We start from the raw sequence: 24,408 nt of genomic DNA, 5'->3' as shown, positions 1-24,408 counted from the left end.
GCCCTTCTGGGCTTACCCCACCGGTAGCCCGGGTGAAGCGCTCTGGTACGGGCCGCCGCGGAAGAGCATGCTGCCGTGGTGGCGCGGGCGGTCGTCGCGTTCGTGGGCGGCGTCGGAGCGATCGGCGGGGGTCGATATCCGAGCGAGGCCGCGGAGGGCCGCCAGGCCGGCCGGCACCTCGTCACGACGTCCTGCGGACTTCATCCAGACGGGCAGCCTGGCGAAGACGCTCCTCGGAACCGGACGAGCCACGTGCCGGCGTCGTGGTGGCGAACCGGTTGCATGTACGGGGCCTCGGGGCTCATAGCCGGCACCTTGCCACGACGTGCCCGTCCGAACCAGCAAGACCGAACCGAGCATGAGCGAACCGGGCACGACGAATCCGCCCGAGCGACCGGGAAGCTCCGGGCGGGACGGCCGGGGCGGGGCGCCGGACTTCGCGCAGGGTGTCAGGCGCCCGGCTCGGGGCGGATTCCGCGGGCAGCGGTGCCGTCGGAAGACCCGCCGGCAGGCCGGCCTCCGGTGGCATCGGTGGCGCCTCCGGTCATGAAGGAGTTGTGCTCTTCGGCAGGAGTCATCCGTCTTCCCCCTGCGAGCTCTACCAAGGTCTCTCGTTCGACCGGGCTCTCTCCGACCGGGCTCTCTCCTTCCACGTGGTGCCGCCCATGCCCGATCTCGATCTTGCGGGGGCGCTGCCGCCGCGTCGCCTTCGGGATGGTCAGGGTGAGGACACCGTTGTCGAGGGTGGCCACGCAATGCTCGGCGTCGGCGCCGGGGGGCAGGCCGGTGCGGTACGTGAAACCGTCCTGCCGACGGGTGAGTACCTTTCCGTGCTGTTCCTCGGACAGCGCGCCGCTGACGACGAGCTGGTCGCCCTCGACCTCTATGTCGATGGTCTCGGCGGGATAACCCGGAAGCTCCAGCTTGACGGTGTAGGAGCGGTCGTTCTCCATCTCCTCGGCCATCGGCAGCCAGGTCGAGCTGCCCTCGGTGGGCGCGGCGGCCTGTTCCAGGAACCGGCCCAGCTGGTCCCACATGCGCTCGAAGTCCCCGAACGAATGTAGTCCCCTCAGCACCCCACCCGGACTGCTTCTGTGGCGTCGGATCGGCAGTGCCATCACCTTCACCTCCCGTCGTGATCCGGGGCGGCGGTCGCGCCACCCCCGATATAGAGGCGGGTAACCCCACCACCAGCGGCTAAACCGATCCGTTCGAGGCAATCACCGGCCCCTCGGCCGACAGCCTCCAGGGCCGACAGCGGCCGGCACGGGCGTCGCGCCCGGTGGGGAGCCCGGGGCCGGCCCAAAACCGATCCGGTTTCGGTGGCCGCAACGCCCTAACCGCCATTTTCAGCCGACGAGGCGTGGGTAGGCGGTGAGGGACAGGGGCGCGGCAGACGGAGCGAGGAGCAGCGGTGATCACTCAGGAGCAGTTGTCGGCACTGGCCACCTGCACGGCCCGGACGGAGCATGGCCAGCGAGTCGGCGCGGTGGAGTACGTACTGGTGGACGACACCACCGGCAGGCCGGAATGGGCTCGGGTCGTCGACCGCTCATCGGGGCTCGGCGGCGTGTTCGTCCCGCTGCGCCACGCTTCGCTCCAGGAGGAGCAGCTGGTAGTCCCGTATGCCGTGTCCGTTATCGAGCAGGCCCCGTGCGCGGCGCTGGACTGTGGAAGCGTCCTGACCGTCGCCGACGAGCAGGAGTTGTTCGTCCACTACGGCCTCAAGGACGTACGGGACGAGGTGAACGCCGAGGGCGGCGCGGGGTGGGGACAGATGGACCGGGCACAGGCCGTCCGGGAGGGGACGGCCGGACACGAGCGGGGCGTATCCCGCCTGCGGCGGGCCGTGCTCGGGCAGTAGCCGACCGATTTCTCGCGGGGCCGATCGCCGGCTCGACGGGCGAAGTGAGGGCGGCGAGTACCGGTCAGGGCCCGGAGGTACCGCTCCCGTACGTACCGCTGCAGAGACCGGTGACCGAGGAGCTCGTGACCCCGTGGGACGCCCTGCACAGCTCGGCCATCTCGCTGCGCCTGGCGGATGTGGAGCCGGGGCGCCCGCCCTGGTCGGGAGTCGGCCGGGTCCGGGGCCGCTCCCGGTGCTCGGGTTTCGAGGGTGGGGGCTGCGCGCGGGGGTGGTACGTGTCCGGGGCGGGGTGGCGGCGCCGACCTGCCGGCTCGCTGCCCGAGTCGGTTTCGGGGCCGTCCGGGCGCGGCTCGGAAGGCGGCGGCCCCGTCGGCTCGCCGTTCGCGGCGTGAGCGCTGGTGGGTGATGGGGTGGGGTCCGGCGGCAACTGTGTGAGAGGCCAAGCTCCGTACCCGACATCCGTGCCGGCCCGCAGGGCAGGGGCACTCGGTGCCATGTCCCGCTTGCCCGACTTGTCGTCCGTGCCGTTGACCGACACGCAGCCGGAGACGACCAGCAGAGAGGCAAGTACAAGAGGCAGGACCCGGCAGCGCATCCGCCCACTGTGTCCGACCCGTGGCAGCGGGGCCTCGGTGGCTCGCGGACATTCCACCAACGAGTGACCTGCCCCGGAGCCCGGCCTCGTATCCGGTCGCCGCCGGTGCGTAGGGGCGTCCGGGCGGGTTCGCGGAATCGGAGCGGCAGCCGTTCGGTCACTGCGGTTCGTTCCCTTCCGCTACACGGCCGCCGTGTCCGCGGCCGACGTCGGCCGCGCGCTTCGGGCGGGCTGCTCGCGCTGCGCCGGTGGCGTGGGTCGGAGGTGGTGGGCGGCCTCGGCGGTGGTGTAGGAGGAGGCGAAGGTGAACGCGTACGGGGACGGCCCGTGCGCCCGCAGGGCCGCCAGCCGCTCCAGGGCCTCGCCGACGCTCGGGATGTGGCCGGCGGGGACCCACCAGAGCACCAGGTGCGCCTGGACGTGCCGCTCGAACCATTCACGCCGTCGCCGCATCACCTCCAAGTGGCCGCTGCGGTAGGTGAAGTCCCACAGAGCCTCCGGGGTCTCCCACACCGTCAGGTTGACGATGACGTCCTCACCTGCCGGGCGCAGTTCGGTGGCGTCGGCCGCCCCCTCCTCCACGAGCCGCCAGACGAAGCCGGGCGCGTCATCGGCGGCGGCGTTGACCGGTTCGAGCATCTCGACGAACGGCGCCATGCGCGGGTCGTCGAGGGGGTGTCGGAGCGTGGCGACGTTGAGCTGGGCGAGGTGCGCGGCGTGCGCGACGGGTGCGGTCATGGTCACATCCCAGCACGGCCCGCTTTTCTATGTCAATGAGAATTGTTTTTAGAAGTGACCACCACACAACACTCCCCCGGTCGGGCGTCCATGCGGGCGCGCACGGGGCCGTCCGTACCGAACAGCCCGTCCAGGAGGGCCAAGTTCATGGCGCAGACGAGCGGCGGGAAGCGTTCCGCGACGGCATGGAAGGGACAGTTGCGCATGCGGACGACGCGTCCGGCAGCCTCGACTGACTGCTCGTCAGCTTCGAAGTGGGGTTCGTAGCCCCGGGCGGCCAGCATCTCCACGGCCTCGTCGAGGCCGGCGCAGGGCGCCGCCGAGCCCCGCAGGACCTCACCCCGGCGGCGCGCGGCGGCGCAGAGAGTGGCGTCGATCCCGGCCTGCTCCGCGGCCTCGGCTAGCAACTCGGCGGCGGTGCGGTAGTCGCGGGCGGGCAGCGACACCGCCCGCTCGGTCCGCGTCCGGGTGTACACCTTGGCGGGACGGCCCGCCCCAGGCCCCGAGCGGCCCGTCAGCCGGCGACTACCACTCTCCAGCAGCCCCGCCTCCACCAGCCTGTCCAGGTGGTGCGCCGCGAGCGTACGGGCCACCCCGGCCCCCTCTGCGGCCTCGTTGCGGCCGACCTCGCGGCCCTGGGCCACGACGTACTCGTACAGGCGGCGGCGCACCGGGTCTTGCAGCGCCGCGATCGCGTCGATGTCTTCCACACGGTCATTCTAAGAACAACGCGGGTTTGAGATAGAGGAGCGGCCTCGCGACCCCCTGGGGAAGGCATCCGATGCCGGGAGGCGGGCGAGCGGTGGGCGGGACGGTGGGGTGCCGGCGCCCTTCCGCGCCGGCTCCGGCCGGCGGGCACACCCGGCAGGCAGGCACCAGGCAGGCGCACCGGGCACGCAAGCCAGGCAAACACATGACACATGACACCTGTCATACGGCACAGGTGACCCGGGACCCTGCCACCCGACGATCGCCCGCCGGCAGACTGACGATCACCACACGACCTCGGGGGCAACCATGAACATCCTCAGCAAGAAGACCGCACCGGCCGAACCGATCGACGCCGGCAACCTGGCACCCGCCGACTACCGGCTTCCACTCTGGTTCTTCGGCTTCGAAGGCGTGCTCGCAGCCGCGTTCGACATACTCCAGGCGTTCCCCTCCGCGTGGCCCGTACTGCTGGTCGCCCTGGCCGTGAACATCACCGTCTCCCTGACGTTGATGCGCAAGCGCCTCGGGCTGGCCAAGGCACTGTGGCGCGGTAAGGAGACCCGCAGGATCGCCATCGCGTTGGTGGCCCTGCGCATCGGCAGCCATTTCCTCCTGAAGGCGCTGGGCCTGACCATCACTTCCACGCTCGGTCACGCGCTCTTCGCCGTAGTCATGGGCGCGATCACGATCGGGGTGCTCGCCTACTCCCAGCACATCGCGATCCGCGCCCTCATGACCACCAGGAAGCCCGTGCCCGCCGCCGCGAGCATATGAACCAGGCCGCGTCGCGTGACCTCGCGTATCGGTCCGCCCTCGTCACCCAGCGGCCCGCTCACGCGGGAGGGAGCTCACGTGGGAGGGAGCTCACGTGGGAGGGAGCTCGAACCGCACCGCTGTGACGCGGTCCCGCTGACCTCGGTCGAGCAGCACGAGGGAAGTGATGCCAGGGGTCCTGGTCAGTCCTTCGCCTTGTACTCGTGACAGGAATCTCCTCAGCCCTCGCCGGTGGATGTTGAAGACCCGGCGCGACGCCAGCCGCCGACGGGCGTGCTGGCCCGACAGGGCCTCCTCGGAACCGACGTCCAACACGACCATGTGCAAGGGGCGCCCGGCCCGACGAGCCGTATGGGTCAACCACCTTCGCATCCAACCCCGGCTGCCGCAGTCGTGGATGAGCAGGGGCCGGTGGCTGCGCAGTTCGCGGCGCGTCCACTGCATGTGCTTCAGTCGCGCCCAGGGCCGGTACACCGCGTACGGAAGCCAGGTGGGCATGCGCGCTTCGCAGGCGGTGCGGGTGACGCGGGGGTCGACCACGGTGGCGGCATCGGACCACGCGCGGAGCAGCGTGCTCTTCCCACTGCCGGGAAGCCCGGCGACCACGACCGCCGCGTCGAACGGGTACGAGAGCCAGACGTCCCGACCGGCCGGACCTCGTAGGTCGACCATTCCCCGCGGGGATATGTCACCGCTCGGGGATGGATCGCCGAGCCCGTCCGCGGACGACCGGCGGTCCGGTCGCTGTTCCGCGTGGGGCTCGGTGCTCGGGTGTGTGCTCACAGGTGATGGGCCGTCCGGTACGAGGTCTGAAGGACTTCGACACTACGTGAGCCCTTTGGTCAACGAATAAGGGACCGTCAGGGGGGCGGGGCACCGACGGTGAGGCGCGCCCGATCCGGCTGCCCGGTACCCGGTGCCCGGCAAGTCGGTGAGGACCGGCTTGCGCATCAACGCCACGTACGCACGTCCACCACTTCACCGGACTGCGGGTCCAGCCGGGCTTGCAGATCCCCTGATCGCGTGGCGATGACCAGGACCGGCAGCCCGTCGGAGCCCGGGTAGGCGGTGTAGAAGCCGAGGACCGGGTTCGGCTCGGTCGATGCGCCGGGTGGCGGCCGGAGGCGGAATTCCTCGGAGCCGTCGGCCTGGTAGACCACGGCGTTGTCGGTCGGGGTGAACGGTCGGGTGTTCAGTGCCTCCACCACCAGCACCAGCGTCTTGCCCTGTTGCTGCCAGGCCATGACGTTCTGTGGGGGCGCTTCGTACCGCTTCCGTACCGTGGTGCCGGAAGATACGTCGGTCCAACGGACCGTGGTTTCGCCCTCAGTCCAGGCGATCGACAACTCCCGCTCTCGTTCTGTCACTTCGGCATCTCCACGGGAGGTCCAGGCTTTCGCGTCGGCCGCGCCACCCGGGAGGTGACCTTGCGTTCCGATTGTGGCGGACGACGACCGCTGACCGGTAGGCCACGTCGGCAGGGGGCGCGAGCAATGGCGGAGGCCTTCCCTCGGGCCCACCGCGTGTCGGTCTCAGGTGCCGGGGCTCGGCTCGGGCACGTCGTCCAGGGACGGTCCGGGGACGGTGGCGGCCCGCTCTCACAAGGTTGCTTGCCGCAACGCTCTGGCGGTCAGAGCGGTCAAGCTCACCAGCCCTGCTAGGGCGGCGCATAGGGCCATGGTGACCGGGGCGCCGAGGTATCCGATGGCAAGGCCGGTCAGCGCCATCGACAGGGGGGTGAGGCCGGAGACGGCAAGGGCCAGCAGACTCATGACACGGCCGAGATAGGCCGGGGCGCTGGCGCGCTGGATCAGCGGGATGACGATCGCCGCGAGGAAGCCGATCGTCAGGCCGAGCCCTGCGGCGACGGCGGCCGCCACGAGGAGCCGGCCGGTGGTGCCGATGATGCCGAAGCAGGCCGTTCCCAGGGCGGCCGCGCCCAAGACGAGTGGGCCCACTCTCCGTAGCCGCTGCTTCAACACCACCATGGAGAGGGGCCCCAATATCGCCCCGGCGCCGAAGCGCTGTTGATCAGTCCGATTCCGGAGGGACCCCATTCGCGTTGCTCGGCGATCAGGGGAACCCCGACGTTGACCGCGCCGGTGAGGGAGAACTCCAGGACGGCGACCAACAGGAGTGCGCTGCGCAGCAATGGATGGGTCAGGGCGTAGTTCAGACCGGCGGCGGTCTCGCTCCACAGGTGGCGGGACTGCTCGTCGTTCGGTGCGGGGTCGGGGGCGCGCAGCCACCACAGCGCGGCGGCCGAGATGCCGAAGGTGGCCGCGTCGACGGCGAAGGAGAAGGAAACGCCCGCGAAACCGGCGGTCAAGCCGCCGACGGCGCCACCGGCGATCGTCGCTCCTCTGCCGAGAGCGGCGCGCAGGCCCTGTACCCGGACAAGCTCTCCCTCCGCCACCACGTGGACCGGGAGGGTGTTGGCCGCTGGTTCGAAAACCGCGTCCAGAGCCCCGAAGGTGCAGGCCACGAGGGCGAGGACCCAGGTGGTGGGGGTGGTGGCCGTCGCGTACAGAGAGAGGGCGGCCATCAGGATCAGGCGGGCGATGTCGCTGCCGAGCATCAGGCGGCGCGGGCCGAAGCGGTCGACCAGGCTGCCGCCGAAGAGGAGCAGGCCGACTTTGGGCAAAGCACTCACGGCGAGGACGAGGCCCGCTCCGACGGCGCCTCCGGACTGCACGGCACTGACGGCGAGAGCCACGATGAAGAACTGGTCGCCGAACTGTGAAAGAGCCTCGCCCGAGAGCCATGTCATGAGCCGTCGGTCCTTCAAGCCGGTGGCGCACGCACGTTCTGCCTGGTCAACCTCTGTCATGGCTTGTGGGGGATGCCATGGACGAGCACGATGAACTGTCGCCCTTCCCCGGAGGGGGCCTGCTGCGCGCGGTAACGGTCCAGCAGTGCCGTGAACTCCGCTTGCAGAGCTTCGAGTTGCTCGCCGGTCAGGCGAAGGGCCATGTCGCTGTTGAAGGAATGACCCTCGGGTGCGGAGCCGGGGGCTGCCTGGGCCTGGGCCTGCATGTGCTCTTCGAGCATCTCGATGTGACGGGCGAGGACGGCTTGGCCGAGTGCTTTTCCGGCTACCTCACCGCCGGGCTCGGCGGCGAGTTCCTTGTCCGAGAACCGCACTCCTCCCTTGCGGACCCGCCACCAGCGTTCACGCCCGTCACCACGGAGGTTGGGCCCCTCCTCGACCAACCCGTAGCGGTGGAGTTGGCCGAGGTGGTAGCTGACCAGCGACACCTTCTGATCGAGCTCTTCGGCCAACAGTGTCGCGGTGGCCACTTGGTGCGCGGCCAGGGCGTAGTAGATCCGCAGACGCAGGGGATGGGCCAGGGCGCGCAGGGCCGCGGCAGAGGTCGGCGTTGTGACGGTCTCCGGGGTGGGCATGGCTCCGACCCTAGATGCACAGGATTTCTTGCGCAATAAGAACTGCGCAAGAAACGCTGCACATTTGGCGCTGGGCCGGCGCCGCCCCTTGTTACCGCCCCCTCCCGCCCTTCGGGCCCTTGGGGTCATGGGGCTACTTCGTGAAGACCAGGCTGACGTTGTGGCCGCCGAAGCCGAAGGAGTTGGCCAGGGCGGCCGACCAGCGACCGGTGCGGTTCTCTCCCCGCACCACATCCAGGTCGACCGCCGGGTCCAGCCGGTCCAGATTGAGCGTGGCCGGGACGTTGCCCTCCTTGAGGGAGAGCAGCGCGACCATCGCGCCCACCGCCCCTGACGCACCGAGCATGTGACCGGTCATCGACTTGGTCGCCGTCACCGCGGCCTGCCTGCCGACGGCTCGGCGGATCGCCTCCGCCTCGGCCGCGTCACCGGACTCGGTGGAGGTCGCGTGCGCGTGGACGACGCCGATGTCCTGCGGATCGACGCCGCCGTCACGCAGGGCGGACTCCATCGCGAAGACCTGACCGTCGGCGTCGGACGCGGTGATGTGGTGCGCGCTGGAGGACACCGCGCTACCGGCCAGCGAAGCGTATGTGCGCACATTGCGGGCCCGGGCGAACTCGGCGCGTTCGAGCACCATGATTCCCGCCCCCTCGCCCATGACGAAGCCGGATCGCGCCACGTCGAACGGGCGGGACACCGTCTCCGGATTCTCGGATGCGGTGGACAGGGCCTTCATCTGGGCGAAGGCGGCGAGGGTGAAGGGGTGCAGGCACGCCTCGACACCGCCGGCGATCACCACGTCGGCCCGACCGGCGCGGATCAGGTCCTGGCCCATGGCGAGGGCTTCGGCTCCGGACGCGCAAGCGCTCACCGGCGTCCGCGCGCCCCCCTTCGCACCGAGGTCCATGCTGACCCAAGCGGCCGGGCCGTTGGGCATGAGCATCGGGACCGCGAAGGGGGACAGACGGCGGGCACCCGACCGTTCGAAGACATCGTCCTGGCCGAGGGTCGTCAGCACCCCGCCAGTCCCCGTGCCGATGACGACCGCCAGCCGCTCGGACTCGACCTCGGGCGCGCCGGCGTCCTGCCATGCTTCGCGGGCGCTGAGGATGGCGAGTTGTTCACCGCGGTCCAGCTTCCTCGCCTCCACCCGGGGCAGCATCGTGGCCGGGTCACACGTGAGGCTTGCCGCGACGTGCACGGGCAGCTCCGCCGCCCACTCCTCGGTCAGGAGACGAACCCCGGACTTCCCGGCCAGCAGAGCCGCCCAGGACGACGGCGCATCGGCACCCACCGGGGTGATGGCGCCCATGCCCGTGACCACGACCTGATCGTTTCGAGCCATTCTCGTTCTCCTCCACATAGTAGGGATCTCACAGCCTGCGAGCTGATCTCATGGTGATCATCTCAGTGGAAATCCCGGCAGAATCAGAATGAGTTCGACCGATTCACCGCCTGCGCCTTGTGGGTTTCCAACAACCCGATCCGCCTCCCGTCCGCCCTTGCCTCCGTCCCCTTACAGCCCGGGGAGGTGGAAGCCGTTGAACAGGTCGTCCATGCCGCGCAGCGCGAGGCGGGCCGGGGTGGCGCGGACCGCGAGGTCACGGGCGGCCACCGCGAGTGGGCTACGGAGAGCGCCCAGGCGGCCGACCCGGCGGGCGCGGACGCGCACGGCGTCGGTGCGACCGAGGCGGGCGGTGGTGTAGGCGGCGAGGGCGGCCGGGACGGAGCGCGAGCCGCGCCCGCCGTCTCCGGCGGGCAGCAGGTGGGCGAGGACCACGGCGTCCTCCATGGCCTGACATCCGCCCTGGCCGAGGTTGGGTGCCATGGCGTGGGCGGCGTCACCGAGCCAGGCGATCCGACCGTGGTGCAGGCGCGGGAGCGGGCCGGCCAGGTCGTAGAGGTCGTTGCGAAGCACGTCGGCGGGATCGAGGCGGTCCACGCGGTCCAGCAGGGCCGGAATCGGGTCGTGCCACGAGCCGAAGCGTCGGCGGAGCTCGCCGCGCGGGTCGGTCGACCGGGCGCCGGCCGGGACGAGCGCGGTGGCGTAGAGGTAGAACCGGCCGTCGGACAGAGGGGTCACGCCGAAACGTTCGCCTCGCCCCCATGTCTCGCTCATCGCCGTTGTCCGCAGGTCCGGGGCGTCGACGATGGCCCGCCAGGCGGTCTCGCCGATGTAGTGCAGACCGGGGTGGGTGGGGAAGTACGCGCGACGCAAAGGGCTGTGGATACCGTCGGCGGCGACGACCAGGTCGGCCGGAAGGTCGGGGCCGCTTGCCGTACGGACCGTCGAGCGGTCGGCGTCGTCGTCGACGGCGGTCACCGACGTGCCGTAGCGGAGGGCCTGCGACGGCAGGGCGGCGGTCAGGGCCGCGATGAGGGCCGGGCGCGGGACGGCGATCGGGGCCGTGCCGTAGCGGGCGGCCATGTCGGTGGTGTCGGTCCGGGTGAGCCACCGGCCGTCGGAGCGGCGCACGCCCATGGTCGTGGGTAGGGCGCTGCCGGCGGCGTATGCGGCGTCGACGCCGATGGCGTCGAGTGCGCGCAGGGCGTTGGGGGCGAGGCCGATGCCGGCGCCGGTGACGGGGGCTTCCGGGGCGCGTTCGCAGACGGTGACGTGCCAGCCGCGGCGGTGCAGTGCGATGGCGGCCGTGAGGCCGCCGATACCGGCCCCGACCACCACCGCGTGACGGTTCGTCATGGGACACCTCTTCCGATCGACACGGACATCCCACTCTACGGATGTAGAGGATGCCCTCACTCTACAGCTGTAGAGTGAGGGCATGTCCACTCCTGACCGACGCACCCTCATCGCGGACACGGCGATCGCCACCGTGGCCGCGGCCGGACTACGAGGGCTCACGCACCGCGCGATCGACACCACGGCCGGACTGCCTGCCGGGAGTACGTCGTACTACTTCCGCACGCGTACGGCGCTGATCGGCGCCTGTTACGCGCGCATCGAGGAACTGGACCTGGACGACATCCAGCCGACGCGACCGGGTTCGCGGGACGAGGCAGCGGCCGGGCTCGGGATCATGCTCCACCGCTGGCTGACCACGGGCCGCGAACGTCAACTCGCCCGTTACGAGCTCAGCCTGGAGGCCGCGCGCACGCCGGAGTTGGAGTCCGCGCTCCACCGGGCGGGCTTGGCGGCCCGCGCCCGTGCGGCGGCGGTCCTCGCGGCGCTGGGCGCCGATCGCCCCGGGGAGGCCGCCGAGCTACTGGTCGCCTGGACCGACGGCCTGCTGTTCGACCGGCTCGCCTGCGCGATGGCCCGTACCCGGCCGGCGCCCGATCCGGCGGAACTCACGGCGGTCGCCCGCCGCATGCTCGACGCCGCCCTGGCCGCCGGCTGAGCGCTGCGCCGATGCTCACGGAAGGCACCGGATGTGTGCGCCCCGCGCCGCCGGGACAACGCCCCGCGAGGAACCGCCCACCTCGCCGGCCCGCATTCGCCACAACCGATCGGGCCGCTCGCGCGTCCTTACCCAGAGCCGCCTCCCGCCCGCCGGTGCGGAGCGACGCCAGACCCTGGAGGGACATCATCGGTACGCCCACCCCCGACCGATCCGCTCCGACCGCACGGCCCCGCCGGACGACCGCAATCGGCAGGGTGTTGCTGGGCGGCGTCGCGGGCGTCGTCTTGACCGCCGCGTTCCTGACCGTTGTGTGGTGGCCGCGGACCGAGGTGACGTACCGCGCCGACGCTCCCGCGACACCGGTCTATGACGACCGGTCACCGCACTTCCTCGGATTGGTGCACCAACACACGCTGTCGGGGCGGCACTCCTACCGGATGGTGATCGGCAGGGATCCCGGCCTGTCCTACGGGCATTGGGTCGACATCGACACCGTCTTGGGAGCGGAGGGGATCGAGTCGACCACGTGGACGGAGTCGGGAGTACGTGTCCGCTTCCGGACCGGTCACGAGGTGTTCGTCCCGGCCCGCTTCTTCCTCTTCGGCAGGTGATGACGGCGCCCGTCCGCCGGCGGCCCCGGGTACCCGGCCGAGGCCGCAGGCGTCATTCCGGCTCAACGGCCGCCCCAGCGAGGGGCGTTGGGTCGCCTTACGGCAGGATCAGGTACTTGATCCGGCGAGGAGGCCCGTATGAGCACACTCACCGCCTACAAACGGCTCCTCTCGGGTGGGCTGTTCCGCCGGTACTTCATCGGTGAGAGCATGTCCGGCTTCGGGGACGCCATGAGCGAGGTCACCGTCGTGGTGTTCGCCATGCGACTGGCGCACGGGGACACCGAACCGCTCGCGATCGCCCTCGCGAGCGCGGCGTACCTGGTCCCGGGCATCGCGACCGGCGTATTGGCCGCGCGCCGCATCGCGAGGGTGCGCTCCCGCACTCTTCTGCTGATCGACAGCGCCTGGCGCGGTGGTGTCCTGGGCGCGTCGGCCCTGCTCGCGCTGTTCGACGGGCTGGACTTGACGGGCTACCTGGTGCTGCTCGGGCTGGCTTCCCTCACCCGCCCGTTGGCCGGAGCCGGTTCCCGGGCGATGACCCGGGAACTGGTCGAGCCCGACGTGCTGTTCGCGGCGAACACCCTCCTCGCGAACGCCGTACAGGGTGCCGCGATGGTGGGGCCGGCGCTCGCGGGGATACTGATGTCCCTCACCGACGCCGGACTCGTCCTCGGCATCGACGCCCTCAGCTTCCTCCTCTTCGCCGCCCTGCTCCTGACAGTGCCCGGCGCTCCCTCCGGGCAACAGCCACAGCAGGCGCGGGACGGGGCGGAACTGGGGCGGCGCGGCGCCGCCGGTCTGCGCGGACATCCGGCGGTACTCGGCCTGTTCGTGCTGGCGGCGCTGTTCCTCCTCCTCTACGGGCCGTTCGTCGTCGGCCTGCCGCTGATCGCACAGGAACGCGCGGGCGGTGGGAGCGCGCAATCCGTACTCGGCGGCCTCTGGGCGGCGTTCGGTGTCGGCGCCGTCCTCGGGAGCCTGCTCGTCGGCGCCCGCCGCTCGCCGGCGCGCGGTCAGTACGCGGCGTTGATCGCGGCGGCCTGGGGAGCCGTCACCGTCGTCGTGGCGGTCCCGGCGCACTTGGCCGTGGCCTGGGTGGCCATGCTGATCGGCGGCCTGGTCTACGCCCCGTTCCCGGCGATCATCAGCACCGTGATGCAGCAGCACCTCCCGGAGCACCGCCTCAAGGAGGCCGGCGCCTACTATGCCGCTCTCACCAGTACGTTCGGCCCGCTCGGAACCTTGCTCGGCGGCGTCCTCATCGCCTCCGTCAGCGCGGTCGCAGGCCTGGCCGTCGATGGGGCCCTGCTCGTCGCGGTGGGGCTGGTCATGGCATGGCTGTTGCGTTCCGGCCCTACGCCGACCGCTCGTCCCGTCGAGGTCATGGGGCATTGAACGAACACGCCTGTGCAAGCCCAGCCCAGCCGAGGGCACCCGCCGCGCGCCCGGCCGGTTCGCGCGCATCGACTCACCGAACGTGACCGATCAGGCGCGGAAGCGCGGCGGCTCGCGGAGAAATTCGAACACCTGATTGAATAAGCGGATGGAGTCCCTCCCCTTCCCCGATGACCTCATCCAGCTTCAGCAACGGTGGACGCGTACGTACAACCTGCTCGCTCTCCGGCCCGATCGGGGCGGAGCGGAGCTTCGGCGGGAGCTCATCCGGTTGTCGTGCCGGATCAGCGCCCACCCGTTCTGGCGGCGGGGCGGCTACAGCGGGGTGCGCCGGGTGGAGCTGCGGCGCGCCGCCGAGGCCGCTTCGGGAGGGGAGCGGGAGCTGGTGGTGCGCTACGTGGACGGCGGCTTCGCGGTGTCCGATACGGATCACGGCCGTCATCAGCGTGGTCCGGGATCGGCATGAGCCCCTCGGAGGTCCGGGCCCCGGGAGTCTGGCTACTCAAGGCCGGCTGAGTACGTGAGCCCTTCCCCGGGGCCGGAGCGTGCAGGGACGCTTGGGGCATGCGCCCGACCCCACGGAGCCTCGCTCCCTTCGTCCTCCTGCTCCTCGCGCCGCTCGCGACATGGGCCGCCTGGCTGGGCTGGGACCAACACCGCGACGTACACCCCGACGGGTCGCAAACCGGCCCGTACGAAGCCTGGCAGGTGATCGGGCTCGTACTGACGTTGTTGGGCCCGGTGTACTGGGCGGCGTCCCGGCGGCACGTACCGAGCGCCGTGATCGGCACCACGGCCGGTCTGACCGCCGCCGCTTGGTACGACTGGTCCGACGACGCCAGCGGCCTGTTCGTGATCGGCGTGGGCCTCGTCATGTCGTCGACCCTCGTGGCGACCTTCGCCGTCTCCGCCCTGATCGCCTTCATGACACGGGACGGACGCTCCGCGCCGAGGGCGTGAAGCGGGCCCTTGTCACGACCTCTTGCCGCGCTTGCGCAGCGACCGGGGCTTGTGGACGGCCCGACGGCCTGACTTGTCGCTCTCCACCTCGTACTGCGGCTCGTCCTTGGAGGCGTCGGCGGTGCGGCCCGCCGCCTTCGTGCGTGTCGTGATCTTCTTCTTCACCTCACCGGACACGGTCGTACCGTGGCTGCTCCACGCGACCTTGTCGCCCGATCCGAGCTTGTCGTCCTTGGCCATGGCGGCCTCCTCCTCCGCTCGTCGTCACCGGTCCCGATCATGTTCTTCGCGGCCGGGCAGGGCCGCAACCGCACGCCTATCGGTTCCTTCTCCGCGACGGCGTCCAGTGGATGCGCCTTCTGCCGGATCTGTACACGCATGATGATCGTCCCGGCCGGCCGGCCGATCCGTGGACCGGCAGGGCCCGGCCCCGGTGCCTATGGTGGGAGAACGGCTCGCCGGCCCACGCGGTGCGAACCGCCGCGCCGGTGGCACCTTCCCCCCGAGGAGGAACCACGTGACGGGCTCAGCACGTTCCCTGCAAGGCCGCACTGCTGTCGTGACCGGCGCCGCCCGCGGGCTGGGTGCGGCGGTCGCCCGTGAACTCGCCCGGCGGGGCGCCGCGGTCGCACTCCTCGGCCGTGAGGAGTCGACCCTCGCCACGGTCAGGGATTCGATCCCCGGACCGGCCCGGTGTTGGGAAGTCGACGTCACCGACGACGACACGATGCGACGGGTGGCGGCAGACGTACGGGAGCGCATGGGCCCCGCCTCCATCGTGGTCGCGAACGCCGGAGTGGCGGAGGGCGGCCCCTTCGCGGAGTCCGACCCCGCACTCTGGCGCCGGGTGATCGAGGTGAACCTCATCGGGAGCGCCGGCACCGCCCGGGTGTTCCTCCCCGACCTGCGGGCCTGCCGTGGCTACTACCTGCAGATCGCCTCGCTGGCCTCGATCGGGGCGGCGCCCATGATGAGCGCGTACTGCGCCTCGAAGGCCGGCGTGGAGTCGTTCGCCCACTCGCTGCGGGCGGAGGTCGCGCACGAGGGCGTCGACGTGGGCATCGCGTATCTGAACTGGACCGACACCGACATGATCCGCGGCGCGGACGATCATCCCGTGCTGCGCGAACTGAGGGCGCACATGCCACGCCCGGCGAGGAAGGTCTACCCGGTCGAGACGGTGGCCGACCGTATGGTGCGGGCCGTCGAGCGGCGCAGTGCGGCCGTGTACGCCCCGGCGTGGCTCCGTGTCACCCAACCCGTCCGCGCCGCGATGCCGCCGGTGGTCACTTTCCTCTCGAAGCGGTCACTCCCGCGGCTCCAGCGGAGAACCACCCTCCAGGCGACGGGTTTGCTCGGAGCGGGCGGGCTGGCGGACTCCACCGGCACCCGAAGGCCGGACCCGCAGGCCCGCTGAAGCGAGGCGGCCCGCCGGTTCGGGACTGGTTCGCGGCCGGTTCGGGACTGGTTCGGGACGGGTCGGGTCCGTCACCATTCGCCGGCAGGGAGCAGGTACGGGTCACGTCGTCGGCGTCGTCCAAGGCGCGGTGCGGAGGTCGCCGGCGCTGCGGCGCTGACGCACGGGTGAGGGTGCGTCGGCCGCCTCCCCTATCGCGATCATGGAAACGATCTCCCAGCCGGGGTTGGGTCGCAGCTCCTTGGTGAGGGCTTCGAGGTCGAACGCCCGGAACTGGTGGGTGGCCAGTCCCATCGCCTGGGCCTGGACGCTCAGGTGGGCGACGGCCTGCCCGAGGTCGTAGTCGGCGAACTCCGAGTACAGGAGCGGGGAGTCGTCGACGTAGCGGCGCGTCAACGCGACGACGAGCAGGCCCGCGTCCTTCGCCCACCGGAGGGAGCTGGGCGCAAGGTGAGGAAGGACCCGGGCGTAATCCGGCTCGCCGGGCCTGGCGGCCAGGAAGCCCCACGGTTGTGAATTCCCGGCGGAAGGTGCCCACCGGGCGGCTTCGAGGAGCAGGTGGAGGGTGCGGTCGTCGACGCGGCCGGACGGGTCGAAGGCGTAGGGGCTGAAACGGTCGGCCAGAAGGGAGTGGACACGGTCGGTCCGATGGGGATCGTGAGACACGTCCCGTACAACTGCGCGTCTCGGTGATCCATTTCCGATCAGGGCGACCCATCAGGCGGTTCCGAACGCGTCGTGCGGTGCCGACCTCCGCCCGCACCGCACCCGGCCGGGCGAAACATTCACAGCAACAGACCGTAAACGCTCAGCAGTTGTCGCCGACCGCATCCATCTTGGACCCGAAGCGCTGCCCGTAGTTGCTGCCGTAGTCCCCCTTGCGGACCGCGTGGCACTCCTTGCCCTTCACCCAGTCGATGAACGCCCCCGTCCTGTTGGCCCGGAAGGAATAGACGTGGTCGACGAACTTGGCGGGCAGGTCCACGTATCCGCCGCGCCACACGTAGAGGTCCCCGGTCCCGTCCTGGAACCTCCACAAACAGATCGCGTTGGCAGGGCATGCCGGTAGTGCCTGGGCGGGCGTCGTGGTGGCGAGTGTGGTCAGTACCACCGCCCCGAAGACCACCCAGGTGCGCGGGTGGCGTGCCCATAAGTGACGTGTCCTCATTGGTTCCTCCTCGCCGAGCCGGTTCTCCCATCGTCCTCGCCTCAGGCGGGAGATGTGCGAGAACGGGGACATCCCCACTGGTTCGGCGAGGAATCAGCCGTATAGCTGTCTTTCCCCTCCACACCGGCCTCATCCGGCGCGTGCGCCCCAGCAACGTTCAGTGGCGTTCAGCGGCGGCGGAGCCGGCGCCGGACGGCGCCGACGTCAGACGGAGGTGAAGACGTCGTCCCGTGCGCCGTCGAGAACGAAGCCGTTGTCGAAGCGGACGCGAACCGTGACGCCCGCGCCGTGCTCCTGATGCGCGGCCCACGACGGCTCCAGGGAGGCGACCTTCTCCTCCAACTGCCTCTTGCTCTCCGGCGGCATGTCGTGGCCGAAGGAATCGAGGAGCGAGGTGAGCCGCTCGTACTCGCGGACCTCCGCGCCCGGGTCCCGCTCCCCCACCACCCGGTCCACGGTGCCCTCGGTCCCCGCCGCAAGGATCAGGAACCCGGCGACGGACCCCGTCGGGGAACCCTCCACCATGGCGACCGCGTCGGTCAGCCCGATGTCCACCGCCAGCTTCACCCGCCGGCCTTCCTTCAACGTCATGACTCTTCACTCTCTCGATGCGCTACGTGCCGGCCGCCAACCGACGGCGGCAGCGGCAGCGGCAGCGGCAGCCCAGGGGTGACCCAGGGGTAGCCATTATCCGTCCTGTTCGGCCCACCCCACCGATCGCGGCACCGGCGGCGGAAGCAGGTCGGGCACCCACTAGGCTGCGCGCGTGCCGTCGTATTCCATCGGGCAGGCCGCCGATCTGCTGCGCGTGAGCCCCGAGACAGTCCGTCGGTGGGTCGACTCGCGCGGACTGTCCTCCCACCGCACGCCGGAAGGTGCCCGGTCCGTCGACGGCGCGGTCCTCGCCTCGCTCGCGCGGGAGCGCGCCGCCGGGCTGCATCCCCTGCCGCCCGGCGCTGCCGTCACGTCCCTGCGGAACTCCTTCGCCGGAATCGTCACCGCCGTACGGCTCGACGACGTGGCGGCCCGGGTCGAGATCCAGCCCGGCCCGCACCGCGTCGTCTCCGTGCCGACCCGGGAGCCGGTCGAGGAGTTCGGGATCGCGGTCGGCGTCACCGTCACAGCCCGGGTGAAGTCCACCGACGTCCACATCGACGTGCCCTCGCGGAATCGACCCGGCGGCTGAGGAACGCGTGCCCGACGGCTCGTCAGCCGCAGCGCAGCGCCGCGTACAGGTCGACCTTGTGGTCGAGGCGGGTGAGGTCGCGGCCGGTGAGGGCCTGCACCCTCTCGATCCGGTAGTGCACCGTGTGCAGGTGCAGGGCCTCCGCCGTGCGCGTCCAGGAGCAGTTGTTGGCCAGGAAGACCTCCAGGGTCTCGCGCAGCATCCCGTCCCCCAGGGGCCCCAGCGTCCGGGCCCCGAATACGGTCCGCACCTCGTGCAGCACGCCCGCCAGTAGTTCTTCGAGGGTGTTCAACTGCTCGACTCCCCGCACCGGCACCTCCTCATCCGTGGCGGCGAGGGCGAACCGGGCCTGCCTCAGCGAAGCGCGCAGTTCCTCCGTCGCGGCGGCCGGCGCGCCGACGCCCAGGCGCAGGTCCGTCTTCGGGCACGCGCACGCCTGGAGCAGCGGCCACCGGCCCCTCGCCTTCCAGCAGTGCGAACAGCTCCCGGGCCGGCAACCGTTCGGCGGCGGCCCGGCGGCGCATCTGTTCGTCGCGGTACTGGGCGAGGACCTCGGCGATCTCGTGGAGTACCCGGGGCGGGGCCGCGTCCGGGTCGGGGAGGTGCAAGTGCCAGGCGTCGTACGGGGAGCTCTCGGCTTCGACGCGCAGGAGGACCCCGCCCCGCGCGGGTGCGGACACCGCCTGTCGGGCCGCCATCCGGGGCGCGGCCGGGGTGCGGGCCACGGTGCGGCCGCTGGCGGTGAGCAGGTAGCAGGGCACCGGGCCCAGATGGGCGCAGGCCCGGTCCGGCAGTTCGGCGGGGCCGGCCCCGCGCGCGAGGAGCCGGCTCAGTTCGCCGCGCACGTCCTCGGGCAGGGTGAAGACCCGGTTGCGGATCGGGCGGCGGCTGAGGTCTCCCCATTGGCGCAGGTACACCGCCTCGGTCACGGCGCGGAAGCTGGTGGTCGCGGGCACGGACGCCAGTGATCAGAAAATGCGAGGGAGTAACGCATGAATGGCTGACACTTGCGAGTCCCATTAGGCTATCAAGCCGGCAAATGAGGTTCCGACACTCGTGGCGTCGGGCATGACGTAGGCATGGCCAAACTCATGCTGCACGGCGACCTGGACCACCCGGCGACCCTGAGCGTCGCCGACCTGCGGGACTGGGCACAGCACCGCGCGGCGGTCACCTTCGACTGCGCGACGAACGGCCCCCAACACCATGTGTTCGAAGGTCCCTTGCTCCGTCACGTGGTCGCGGACGCGGGGCCGGCCTTCGACGCCCGGCGGAGGAAGGACCGAAGCCGTTTCCTGCTCGCGGTCAGCGGCGGGGACGGGCACCACACCGTCCTGTCCTGGGCCGAACTGGACACCGACTTCGGCGGGAGCCCGGTCCTGCTGGCCACCCGCCTCGACGGGGAGGACCTGGACGACGCGGGCTGCCAACTGGTGGTGCCCTCGGACCGGTGCGGGGCGCGCTACATCAGCGCCGTCACCCACGTGTGGTTCGGCGCCCTGTCGCCGCCGAGCCTCGGCGCGTAGCGACACGGGTGGCCGTAGCCGCTTCAGCCCGCCGGTGCGAGAGCCGCCCAACGGGCCACCGGCTCGGCCATTCGGCTTGCAGTTGCCCCAGCACGAGGCGGCGGCGAGACATCGGGGCGGGCCCTCCCTACCTTCTGGGGTGTTCCTTTCCCGCTCGAAAAAGGTGGATTCATGCGATCCGTACGTGCTCTTGTCACCCTCGTCGCCGCCGGTGTCGTCATCCTCGGGGGCGCGTCCGCCGCCGCCGCCGATGTGAACGTCAACTACCAGCCCGAGCCCGCTTACACGTTCACCTTCGGCAACTGGCTCCAGTTCGCGGCCGACGACGTGTTCAACGCGGGCCACGACAACACGGTCGGCTCCAACAACTGACGGTGGCGACCCGCGATGCCCCTTGCCGGACGGCAAGGGGCATCGCCACGGGTCGGCAGGTTCACCGCCGGGTCATCGGGCCGACGACGGCTCGCCTTCGTCTCGAACGGTCTGAGCGGGACGCCGGGTCCAGGGGCGGGGCAGGACGCAGGCCACGGCGCCGAGGAGGAAGCCGTACACGGCCACCAGGCCGTGACCGTTGGACTGGGCGAACCACATGATCAGACCCAGCACGGGCGCGCCGAGGGCGAGCAGGGCTTCCTTCACGTTCACCCCGTCCCGGCCGGAGCGCAGGGCGCGCAGCAGGAGGGGTGCGGCGAGCGTCGCGGCGAGGAAGTAGGTGGCGCCGGAACTGCCCGCGAAGTTGCGGGGGTCGGTGCTGTGGGCAGTCTCTCCGAACAGCTTGTCGATGTAGGTCGGCAGGAGGATCCCGGCGGCGAAGAGGCCCAGCATGAGGGGGCCGCCCCAGAACCATTCGGCGAGCGCGGCGATGACGGCGATCGTCGCGAGGTTCCACGCGTCCCCGAACAGGCCGCCGTTCTGCATGAAGACCGAGGTGATGACGCGCCACCATCCGGACTTGGCCGGGTCGCCGTCGAGGGCGTCCATCGCGCCCGACCAGCAGAGCTGCGTCACCAGCCCGGCGACGACGAGGACGGTGAGCCCCACCGCGGCCCAAGGCGTACGACGCCCTCTCAAAGTGCCCTCGCCCAACAGCGCCAGTCCGCCCTTGAACATCAAAACCATCAGTGCCGCCGTGGTCACGTTGAACACCAGTGCGTCCATCGTCACCACCCCCCTTCAATCCCCGTCGCTTGGTCGAGGACGACAGTAGCCGCCCGAACGGACGAATTCAAACAGTGTTTGAAAAGCGGGGTAGGCTGGCTCCATGAAGCTGACAGCGGAGCGGATCATCGACGCGGGCATGGCGGTCTTCGCGGAAACGGGCTACCACGGCCTGTCCATGCGCAGGGTGGCCCAGCGGCTCGACGTCCACGCCGGGAGTCTCTACTACCACGTGCCCAGCAAGAGCGCCCTGGTCCGGCTGATGGCGGACCGCGTCGCCCGGCAGGCCTACGAGGCGGGGACCGCCGCCCTGGCCGTACTGGGCCCCGGCGCACGCTGGCAGGAACGCGTCGAGGCCCAACTGGTCGCGTTGCGGGGCACCCTCCGGCGCCACCCCGGCGGGGCGGTGATGTTCGCGGACAGCCCCAAGGTACTCAGCGACGGGGCGCTGGGCCTCATGGAGCGACTGCTGGAATGCCTGCGCGATGCCGGCGTTCCCGCCGAACACGCGGGCGTCGGGGCGGACGCCCTGCTCAGCCACGTCACCGGGTTCGTCCTCCAGGAGCAGAGCGAATCTCCCTCCGTGGCCATCGGCGTCGAGGAGGGCGTCGCCCTGCGGGAGCGGTTCCCGCTGACCGTCTCCGTCGCTTCGGCCCTCGGGGAGGACGAGAAGTACGTGCGCAGCGTGCGGCTCCTGTGCGCGGGCCTCGGAACGCTCCTGACGGAGACGCCCTGACGAAGCCCCCGGCCGGGCGGGGCCGGGCGGGGCCGGCGGAATCAATGGCACTTGGCGCGGCCGTCGCGCGGGCGGATGCCGTGGACCATGCCACTGCCCTTGAACCAGTGGGTGGGGAGCCCCACCCGATCGATCGAAGTGGCGCGCGGTGGAACGGATCACCGCTTACGCCTGTCTACCCTGACGCGCACCGCGACAGGGTGCGGCCGAGCCGCCGGCGGCGGTCCGTTCCGATACGACGCAGAGGCTTTACCGAACCGTGAGTCTGACAAGTGCCACCCCCCTGCTCATCGCCCTACTCGTCCTCGTCCTCACCTTCGCCGCGGTGGTCCGGTGGTGGCCCCGGCTCGCGGGGCGGGGCTGGAGACGGGTGGCGGGACGAGTGGGGCTGCTGTGCCTGATACAGGTGCTGCTCCTGGCCACCGTCGGGCTCGTCGCGAACCGCACCTTCCTGCTGTACGGGTCCTGGGCCGAATTGGCGGGCCACTCCCAGCCGGCGCCCCCGCCCGGCCGGGCCGCCGCCGACAAGCCCGTACGGGTGCTCGGCCGGCAGGCGACCGGCACGCCCGGCGGCGGGCCGCCGCAGGTGGCCGGCGCGATCGAGAAGGTCATGGTGCACGGCGCACGCTCGGCGGTCGACGTTCCCGCGTACGTGTACCTGCCCCCCGAGTACTTCCAGAAGGGGAACGAGGACAAGAAGTTCCCGACCACCGTCGTCCTCACCGGATTCCCGGGCATGGCGGAGAACCTGATCAAGGGCCTGGACTATCCGAAGAAGGCGTGGTCCCTGGTCAAGGAGAAGAAGACCCGGCCGATGATCCTCGTGATGCTGCGGCCCACCACCGAATCGGCACGCAACACCCAGTGCATCGACGTCCCGGGCGGCCCGCAGAGCGAGACCTTCTTCGGCACCGACCTCCCGAAGGCGGTGTCGGCCACCTACCGCACCGCCCCCCAGCACGCCGGCGGCGCCGCCCGCGGCTGGGCCGTCATGGGCGATTCCACCGGAGGCTACTGCGCGCTGAAGCTCGCGCTGCAGCACCCGGAGAGCTACTCGGCCGGGGTGGGCCTCTCGGCGGACTACAAGCCTGAGGTCGACGCCTACTCCGGTGACCTGTTCCACGGCAACGGCGCCGAGGAGCGTCGCTCGGACCTGCTCTGGGGCCTGGACCACCTGCCGCAAGGCAAGACGTCCTTCCTCGTGACGACCTCGACGCAGGGCGAGGCGAACTTCAAGCCCACGCAGAAGTTCATCGAGAAGGTGAAGGGCCCCGCCCGCGTCTCGTCGATCACCCTCGACCACGGCGGTCACAACTTCGCCACCTGGCGGCGGGAGATCCCGCCGGCGTTGGAGTGGATCAGCAACCGCATCGGCCGTGACTGACCCGAGCGCTCATGTCGTGGCGCAAGCCGCGCATTTCGTGGACGAGGCCGCGCATACCCGTGGCGGAGGCCGTCTACCCCGTTTCAGTCGTCGAGCAACCGCCGTGCGGTGAGGGCGAGTCTGGCGCGGGTGAGTCCGGTGGGCTCGGTCAGGTCGATGCCGACGGCCTTGCCGATCTGTTCCAGTCGTCGGGCGACGCTGCTGTGGTGCAGGTGAAGGAGGCCGGCGGCCCGGCGCAGGGACCCGGTGGCGCAGTAGGCGTCGAGGGTCTCCAGGTCCTCCGGGCTGTCGCCGAGTCGGACGAGGGCGGCGACGTCCGGGTTCTCGCGCAGCGCGTCCGGAGGTGTCTCGGCGAGGAGCGCCAGCGCGCCGAGGTCCGTGTGGCGGATGACGGGTTCGCGCGGGGTGGTGAAGCGGAGGGCGGTTCGGGCCTGTCGCCAGGACCGGTGGGGGCTGCCGGCGGCGCCTATGCCCGCGCCCCTGCCGGGAACCGGGCCGGGTCGACGGCGCCGGCCAGGATGACGCCCACGTCGGCGAGTGGTGCCGCCTTCACCGGGCGGCCGGGGCAGATCAGGCCACTGATCCGGTCGAGTGGGAGCTGCGACCGTACGGCCACGACGTGGACCGACTGGTCGGCGGCGAAACCGAGCAGCCGTAGTGCCCGGGCTCCGGCCGCCTCGTCGGCGTCGGGGCTGATCACGAGTTCGACGAGGGCGGGATCGGCCATGGTGGTACGGGCCGGGCCGTACCGCTCCGCGACGGCCGCGGCGGCGATCGCCAGCCGGTCCAGCAAAACGTCGTCGAGCGGGTTGGGGGGCCCGGGGCGTTCCAGCCATACGGTGCCGATCTCCTCCTCGTCGAGGGTGATCGCCACCGTGGTGGAGGCGGGCGCCGGCGGGGTGGACGCCGGGGTGCCGTGGGGCGAGACGCGGGTCGTGTGCCCGGTGCCGTGGAGCCGTATCCCGGCGACGCATTCGGCCAGGCCGCGCGCCCGCAGCGCCAGCGCGGCCGCGGGGCTGGACGACCGGCAGGAGACGTGGTCCGCGCGGCACTTCACCGAGTCGCCGTGGATGGATCGCGACAAGGTCACCGCGTCGTGGCGGCACTATCTGGGCCCGACGGCCGCCACGCCGTACGCCGCCCCCGCGCGGGCCGCCGATCTGGCGGGGCTACCACCGGCCTACATCGCCACCGCGGAGCTATGCCCGAACCGCGACGAGGACCTCACCTACCCGATGCGCCTGCTACAGGCGGGCGTGTCGGTCGAGATCCACCAGTGGCCCGGCACGTTCCACGGCTCACAGGCGATCGTCTCGGCCGAGGTCTCGCAACGACAGAACGCCGAACTCGGTGCGGCGCTGCGCCGCGGTCTGGCCGGGTGAGCCGTGGACATCGACGGAAACGAGGAG

Annotated in this window: 33 protein-coding genes; 14 read left to right on the top strand and 19 right to left on the bottom strand. The window is 71.1% G+C overall.

Going from position 1 to position 24,408, the window contains the following annotated elements; all coding sequences use genetic code 11:
* Window positions 1-449 precede the first annotated feature (449 nt).
* The gene (locus ACV7NM_RS29805) at window positions 450-1,037 is read right to left on the bottom strand and encodes an Hsp20/alpha crystallin family protein (RefSeq protein WP_463413204.1); all 588 of its coding nucleotides are present in this window, start codon (window positions 1,035-1,037) and stop codon (window positions 450-452) included.
* A 377-nt stretch (window positions 1,038-1,414) separates the two neighbouring features.
* Here ACV7NM_RS29805 and ACV7NM_RS29800 point away from each other — a divergent pair, with 377 nt between their 5' ends.
* Window positions 1,415-1,864, top strand: a complete 450-nt coding sequence (locus ACV7NM_RS29800) for a hypothetical protein (protein WP_463413203.1) — start codon at window positions 1,415-1,417, stop codon at window positions 1,862-1,864.
* Between the two features lie 778 nt (window positions 1,865-2,642).
* Here ACV7NM_RS29800 and ACV7NM_RS29795 read toward each other — a convergent pair.
* Together ACV7NM_RS29795 and ACV7NM_RS29790 are read right to left on the bottom strand one after the other, a co-directional pair.
* Entirely contained in the window at window positions 2,643-3,200 is a 558-nt protein-coding gene (locus ACV7NM_RS29795; protein WP_463413202.1) for a DUF3291 domain-containing protein, read from the bottom strand.
* A 32-nt stretch (window positions 3,201-3,232) separates the two neighbouring features.
* The gene (locus ACV7NM_RS29790) at window positions 3,233-3,910 is read right to left on the bottom strand and encodes a helix-turn-helix transcriptional regulator (RefSeq protein WP_463413201.1); all 678 of its coding nucleotides are present in this window, start codon (window positions 3,908-3,910) and stop codon (window positions 3,233-3,235) included.
* 307 nt (window positions 3,911-4,217) lie between these two features.
* On the opposite strand from ACV7NM_RS29790, the gene ACV7NM_RS29785 reads away from it, so the two are divergent.
* The gene (locus tag ACV7NM_RS29785) at window positions 4,218-4,685 is read left to right on the top strand and encodes a hypothetical protein (RefSeq protein WP_463413200.1); all 468 of its coding nucleotides are present in this window, start codon (window positions 4,218-4,220) and stop codon (window positions 4,683-4,685) included.
* Window positions 4,686-4,775: 90 nt separating this feature from the next.
* Here ACV7NM_RS29785 and ACV7NM_RS29780 read toward each other — a convergent pair whose 3' ends face one another.
* From ACV7NM_RS29780 to ACV7NM_RS29750, 7 genes are all read right to left on the bottom strand, one after another.
* The gene (locus ACV7NM_RS29780) at window positions 4,776-5,357 is read right to left on the bottom strand and encodes a P-loop nucleotide/nucleoside kinase family protein (RefSeq protein ID WP_463413199.1); all 582 of its coding nucleotides are present in this window, start codon (window positions 5,355-5,357) and stop codon (window positions 4,776-4,778) included.
* A 278-nt stretch (window positions 5,358-5,635) separates the two neighbouring features.
* Window positions 5,636-6,052, bottom strand: coding sequence for a hypothetical protein (locus ACV7NM_RS29775; protein ID WP_463413198.1), 417 nt, complete (start codon window positions 6,050-6,052; stop codon window positions 5,636-5,638).
* Between the two features lie 231 nt (window positions 6,053-6,283).
* Window positions 6,284-6,628 carry a hypothetical protein gene (locus ACV7NM_RS29770; protein ID WP_463413197.1) on the bottom strand — a complete coding sequence of 115 codons (345 nt, stop codon included), beginning with the start codon at window positions 6,626-6,628 and terminating at the stop codon, window positions 6,284-6,286.
* 32 nt (window positions 6,629-6,660) lie between these two features.
* Window positions 6,661-7,455: an MFS transporter gene (locus tag ACV7NM_RS29765; protein ID WP_463413196.1), complete on the bottom strand. Its 795-nt coding sequence runs from the start codon at window positions 7,453-7,455 to the stop codon at window positions 6,661-6,663.
* A 56-nt stretch (window positions 7,456-7,511) separates the two neighbouring features.
* Window positions 7,512-8,090, bottom strand: coding sequence for an ArsR/SmtB family transcription factor (locus ACV7NM_RS29760; RefSeq protein ID WP_463413195.1), 579 nt, complete (start codon window positions 8,088-8,090; stop codon window positions 7,512-7,514).
* 133 nt (window positions 8,091-8,223) lie between these two features.
* Window positions 8,224-9,438, bottom strand: coding sequence for a beta-ketoacyl-[acyl-carrier-protein] synthase family protein (locus ACV7NM_RS29755; protein ID WP_463413194.1), 1,215 nt, complete (start codon window positions 9,436-9,438; stop codon window positions 8,224-8,226).
* 171 nt (window positions 9,439-9,609) lie between these two features.
* Window positions 9,610-10,794: an FAD-dependent monooxygenase gene (locus tag ACV7NM_RS29750; RefSeq protein ID WP_463413193.1), complete on the bottom strand. Its 1,185-nt coding sequence runs from the start codon at window positions 10,792-10,794 to the stop codon at window positions 9,610-9,612.
* An 82-nt stretch (window positions 10,795-10,876) separates the two neighbouring features.
* Here ACV7NM_RS29750 and ACV7NM_RS29745 point away from each other — a divergent pair, with 82 nt between their 5' ends.
* The 5 genes from ACV7NM_RS29745 (at window position 10,877) to ACV7NM_RS29725 (ending at window position 14,424) form a co-directional block, all read left to right on the top strand.
* A complete protein-coding gene (locus ACV7NM_RS29745) occupies window positions 10,877-11,452 on the top strand; it encodes a TetR/AcrR family transcriptional regulator (RefSeq protein WP_463413192.1) in 576 nt (191 codons plus the stop codon).
* Between the two features lie 257 nt (window positions 11,453-11,709).
* Complete coding sequence (locus tag ACV7NM_RS29740) at window positions 11,710-12,066, top strand: hypothetical protein (protein WP_463413191.1); 357 nt, start codon at window positions 11,710-11,712, stop codon at window positions 12,064-12,066.
* Between the two features lie 138 nt (window positions 12,067-12,204).
* The gene (locus ACV7NM_RS29735) at window positions 12,205-13,464 is read left to right on the top strand and encodes an MFS transporter (protein ID WP_463413190.1); all 1,260 of its coding nucleotides are present in this window, start codon (window positions 12,205-12,207) and stop codon (window positions 13,462-13,464) included.
* Between the two features lie 148 nt (window positions 13,465-13,612).
* A complete protein-coding gene (locus tag ACV7NM_RS29730) occupies window positions 13,613-13,930 on the top strand; it encodes a hypothetical protein (protein ID WP_463413189.1) in 318 nt (105 codons plus the stop codon).
* Window positions 13,931-14,028: 98 nt separating this feature from the next.
* Entirely contained in the window at window positions 14,029-14,424 is a 396-nt protein-coding gene (locus ACV7NM_RS29725; protein ID WP_463413188.1) for a hypothetical protein, read from the top strand.
* Between the two features lie 12 nt (window positions 14,425-14,436).
* Here the strand turns inward: ACV7NM_RS29725 and ACV7NM_RS29720 are convergent, their stop codons facing one another.
* Window positions 14,437-14,664, bottom strand: coding sequence for a hypervirulence associated TUDOR domain-containing protein (locus tag ACV7NM_RS29720; RefSeq protein ID WP_463413187.1), 228 nt, complete (start codon window positions 14,662-14,664; stop codon window positions 14,437-14,439).
* A 277-nt stretch (window positions 14,665-14,941) separates the two neighbouring features.
* Here ACV7NM_RS29720 and ACV7NM_RS29715 point away from each other — a divergent pair, with 277 nt between their 5' ends.
* Entirely contained in the window at window positions 14,942-15,841 is a 900-nt protein-coding gene (locus ACV7NM_RS29715; RefSeq protein ID WP_463413186.1) for an SDR family oxidoreductase, read from the top strand.
* Window positions 15,842-15,943: 102 nt separating this feature from the next.
* Here the strand turns inward: ACV7NM_RS29715 and ACV7NM_RS29710 are convergent, their stop codons facing one another.
* The 3 genes from ACV7NM_RS29710 to ACV7NM_RS29700 all read right to left on the bottom strand — a co-directional run bounded on the left by ACV7NM_RS29710 (window position 15,944) and on the right by ACV7NM_RS29700 (window position 17,600).
* A complete protein-coding gene (locus ACV7NM_RS29710) occupies window positions 15,944-16,507 on the bottom strand; it encodes a nitroreductase family protein (protein WP_463413185.1) in 564 nt (187 codons plus the stop codon).
* A gap of 142 nt (window positions 16,508-16,649) precedes the next feature.
* Window positions 16,650-17,009, bottom strand: a complete 360-nt coding sequence (locus ACV7NM_RS29705; RefSeq protein WP_463413184.1) for a peptidase inhibitor family I36 protein — start codon at window positions 17,007-17,009, stop codon at window positions 16,650-16,652.
* 204 nt (window positions 17,010-17,213) lie between these two features.
* The gene (locus ACV7NM_RS29700) at window positions 17,214-17,600 is read right to left on the bottom strand and encodes a hypothetical protein (RefSeq protein ID WP_463413183.1); all 387 of its coding nucleotides are present in this window, start codon (window positions 17,598-17,600) and stop codon (window positions 17,214-17,216) included.
* Between the two features lie 175 nt (window positions 17,601-17,775).
* Here ACV7NM_RS29700 and ACV7NM_RS29695 point away from each other — a divergent pair, with 175 nt between their 5' ends.
* Window positions 17,776-18,195, top strand: a complete 420-nt coding sequence (locus tag ACV7NM_RS29695; protein WP_463413182.1) for a TOBE domain-containing protein — start codon at window positions 17,776-17,778, stop codon at window positions 18,193-18,195.
* 22 nt (window positions 18,196-18,217) lie between these two features.
* Here ACV7NM_RS29695 and ACV7NM_RS29690 read toward each other — a convergent pair whose 3' ends face one another.
* Together ACV7NM_RS29690 and ACV7NM_RS29685 are read right to left on the bottom strand one after the other, a co-directional pair.
* Window positions 18,218-18,505: a PucR family transcriptional regulator gene (locus ACV7NM_RS29690; RefSeq protein ID WP_463413181.1), complete on the bottom strand. Its 288-nt coding sequence runs from the start codon at window positions 18,503-18,505 to the stop codon at window positions 18,218-18,220.
* Window positions 18,506-18,515: 10 nt separating this feature from the next.
* Window positions 18,516-19,151, bottom strand: a complete 636-nt coding sequence (locus tag ACV7NM_RS29685; protein ID WP_463413180.1) for a hypothetical protein — start codon at window positions 19,149-19,151, stop codon at window positions 18,516-18,518.
* A gap of 123 nt (window positions 19,152-19,274) precedes the next feature.
* On the opposite strand from ACV7NM_RS29685, the gene ACV7NM_RS29680 reads away from it, so the two are divergent.
* Together ACV7NM_RS29680 and ACV7NM_RS29675 are read left to right on the top strand one after the other, a co-directional pair.
* Complete coding sequence (locus tag ACV7NM_RS29680) at window positions 19,275-19,721, top strand: molybdopterin-dependent oxidoreductase (protein WP_463413179.1); 447 nt, start codon at window positions 19,275-19,277, stop codon at window positions 19,719-19,721.
* A gap of 171 nt (window positions 19,722-19,892) precedes the next feature.
* The gene (locus ACV7NM_RS29675; RefSeq protein WP_463413178.1) at window positions 19,893-20,093 is read left to right on the top strand and encodes a hypothetical protein; all 201 of its coding nucleotides are present in this window, start codon (window positions 19,893-19,895) and stop codon (window positions 20,091-20,093) included.
* A 72-nt stretch (window positions 20,094-20,165) separates the two neighbouring features.
* Here the strand turns inward: ACV7NM_RS29675 and ACV7NM_RS29670 are convergent, their stop codons facing one another.
* Window positions 20,166-20,879: a hypothetical protein gene (locus tag ACV7NM_RS29670; RefSeq protein ID WP_463413177.1), complete on the bottom strand. Its 714-nt coding sequence runs from the start codon at window positions 20,877-20,879 to the stop codon at window positions 20,166-20,168.
* A 103-nt stretch (window positions 20,880-20,982) separates the two neighbouring features.
* Between ACV7NM_RS29670 and ACV7NM_RS29665 the strand changes: the two genes are divergently transcribed.
* Window positions 20,983-21,615 carry a TetR/AcrR family transcriptional regulator gene (locus ACV7NM_RS29665; protein ID WP_463413176.1) on the top strand — a complete coding sequence of 211 codons (633 nt, stop codon included), beginning with the start codon at window positions 20,983-20,985 and terminating at the stop codon, window positions 21,613-21,615.
* Window positions 21,616-21,874: 259 nt separating this feature from the next.
* Window positions 21,875-22,999, top strand: coding sequence for an alpha/beta hydrolase (locus ACV7NM_RS29660; RefSeq protein WP_463413175.1), 1,125 nt, complete (start codon window positions 21,875-21,877; stop codon window positions 22,997-22,999).
* A gap of 83 nt (window positions 23,000-23,082) precedes the next feature.
* Here ACV7NM_RS29660 and ACV7NM_RS29655 read toward each other — a convergent pair whose 3' ends face one another.
* Together ACV7NM_RS29655 and ACV7NM_RS29650 are read right to left on the bottom strand one after the other, a co-directional pair.
* A complete protein-coding gene (locus tag ACV7NM_RS29655; protein WP_463414111.1) occupies window positions 23,083-23,238 on the bottom strand; it encodes a helix-turn-helix domain-containing protein in 156 nt (51 codons plus the stop codon).
* A gap of 227 nt (window positions 23,239-23,465) precedes the next feature.
* Window positions 23,466-24,083, bottom strand: a complete 618-nt coding sequence (locus ACV7NM_RS29650) for a hypothetical protein (protein WP_463414161.1) — start codon at window positions 24,081-24,083, stop codon at window positions 23,466-23,468.
* Here ACV7NM_RS29650 and ACV7NM_RS29645 point away from each other — a divergent pair.
* Window positions 24,070-24,381 (top strand): alpha/beta hydrolase, encoded by a 312-nt coding sequence (locus ACV7NM_RS29645; RefSeq protein WP_463414110.1) that lies wholly within the window; start codon window positions 24,070-24,072, stop codon window positions 24,379-24,381. The two genes, ACV7NM_RS29650 and ACV7NM_RS29645, sit on opposite strands and share 14 nt — an antisense overlap.
* Window positions 24,382-24,408 lie beyond the last annotated feature (27 nt).

The organism is Streptomyces sp. Tek67B01 (assembly GCF_055231995.1).
Note: the sequence above shows the minus strand (reverse complement) of the source record. Positions and strands in the feature narration are given on the sequence as shown.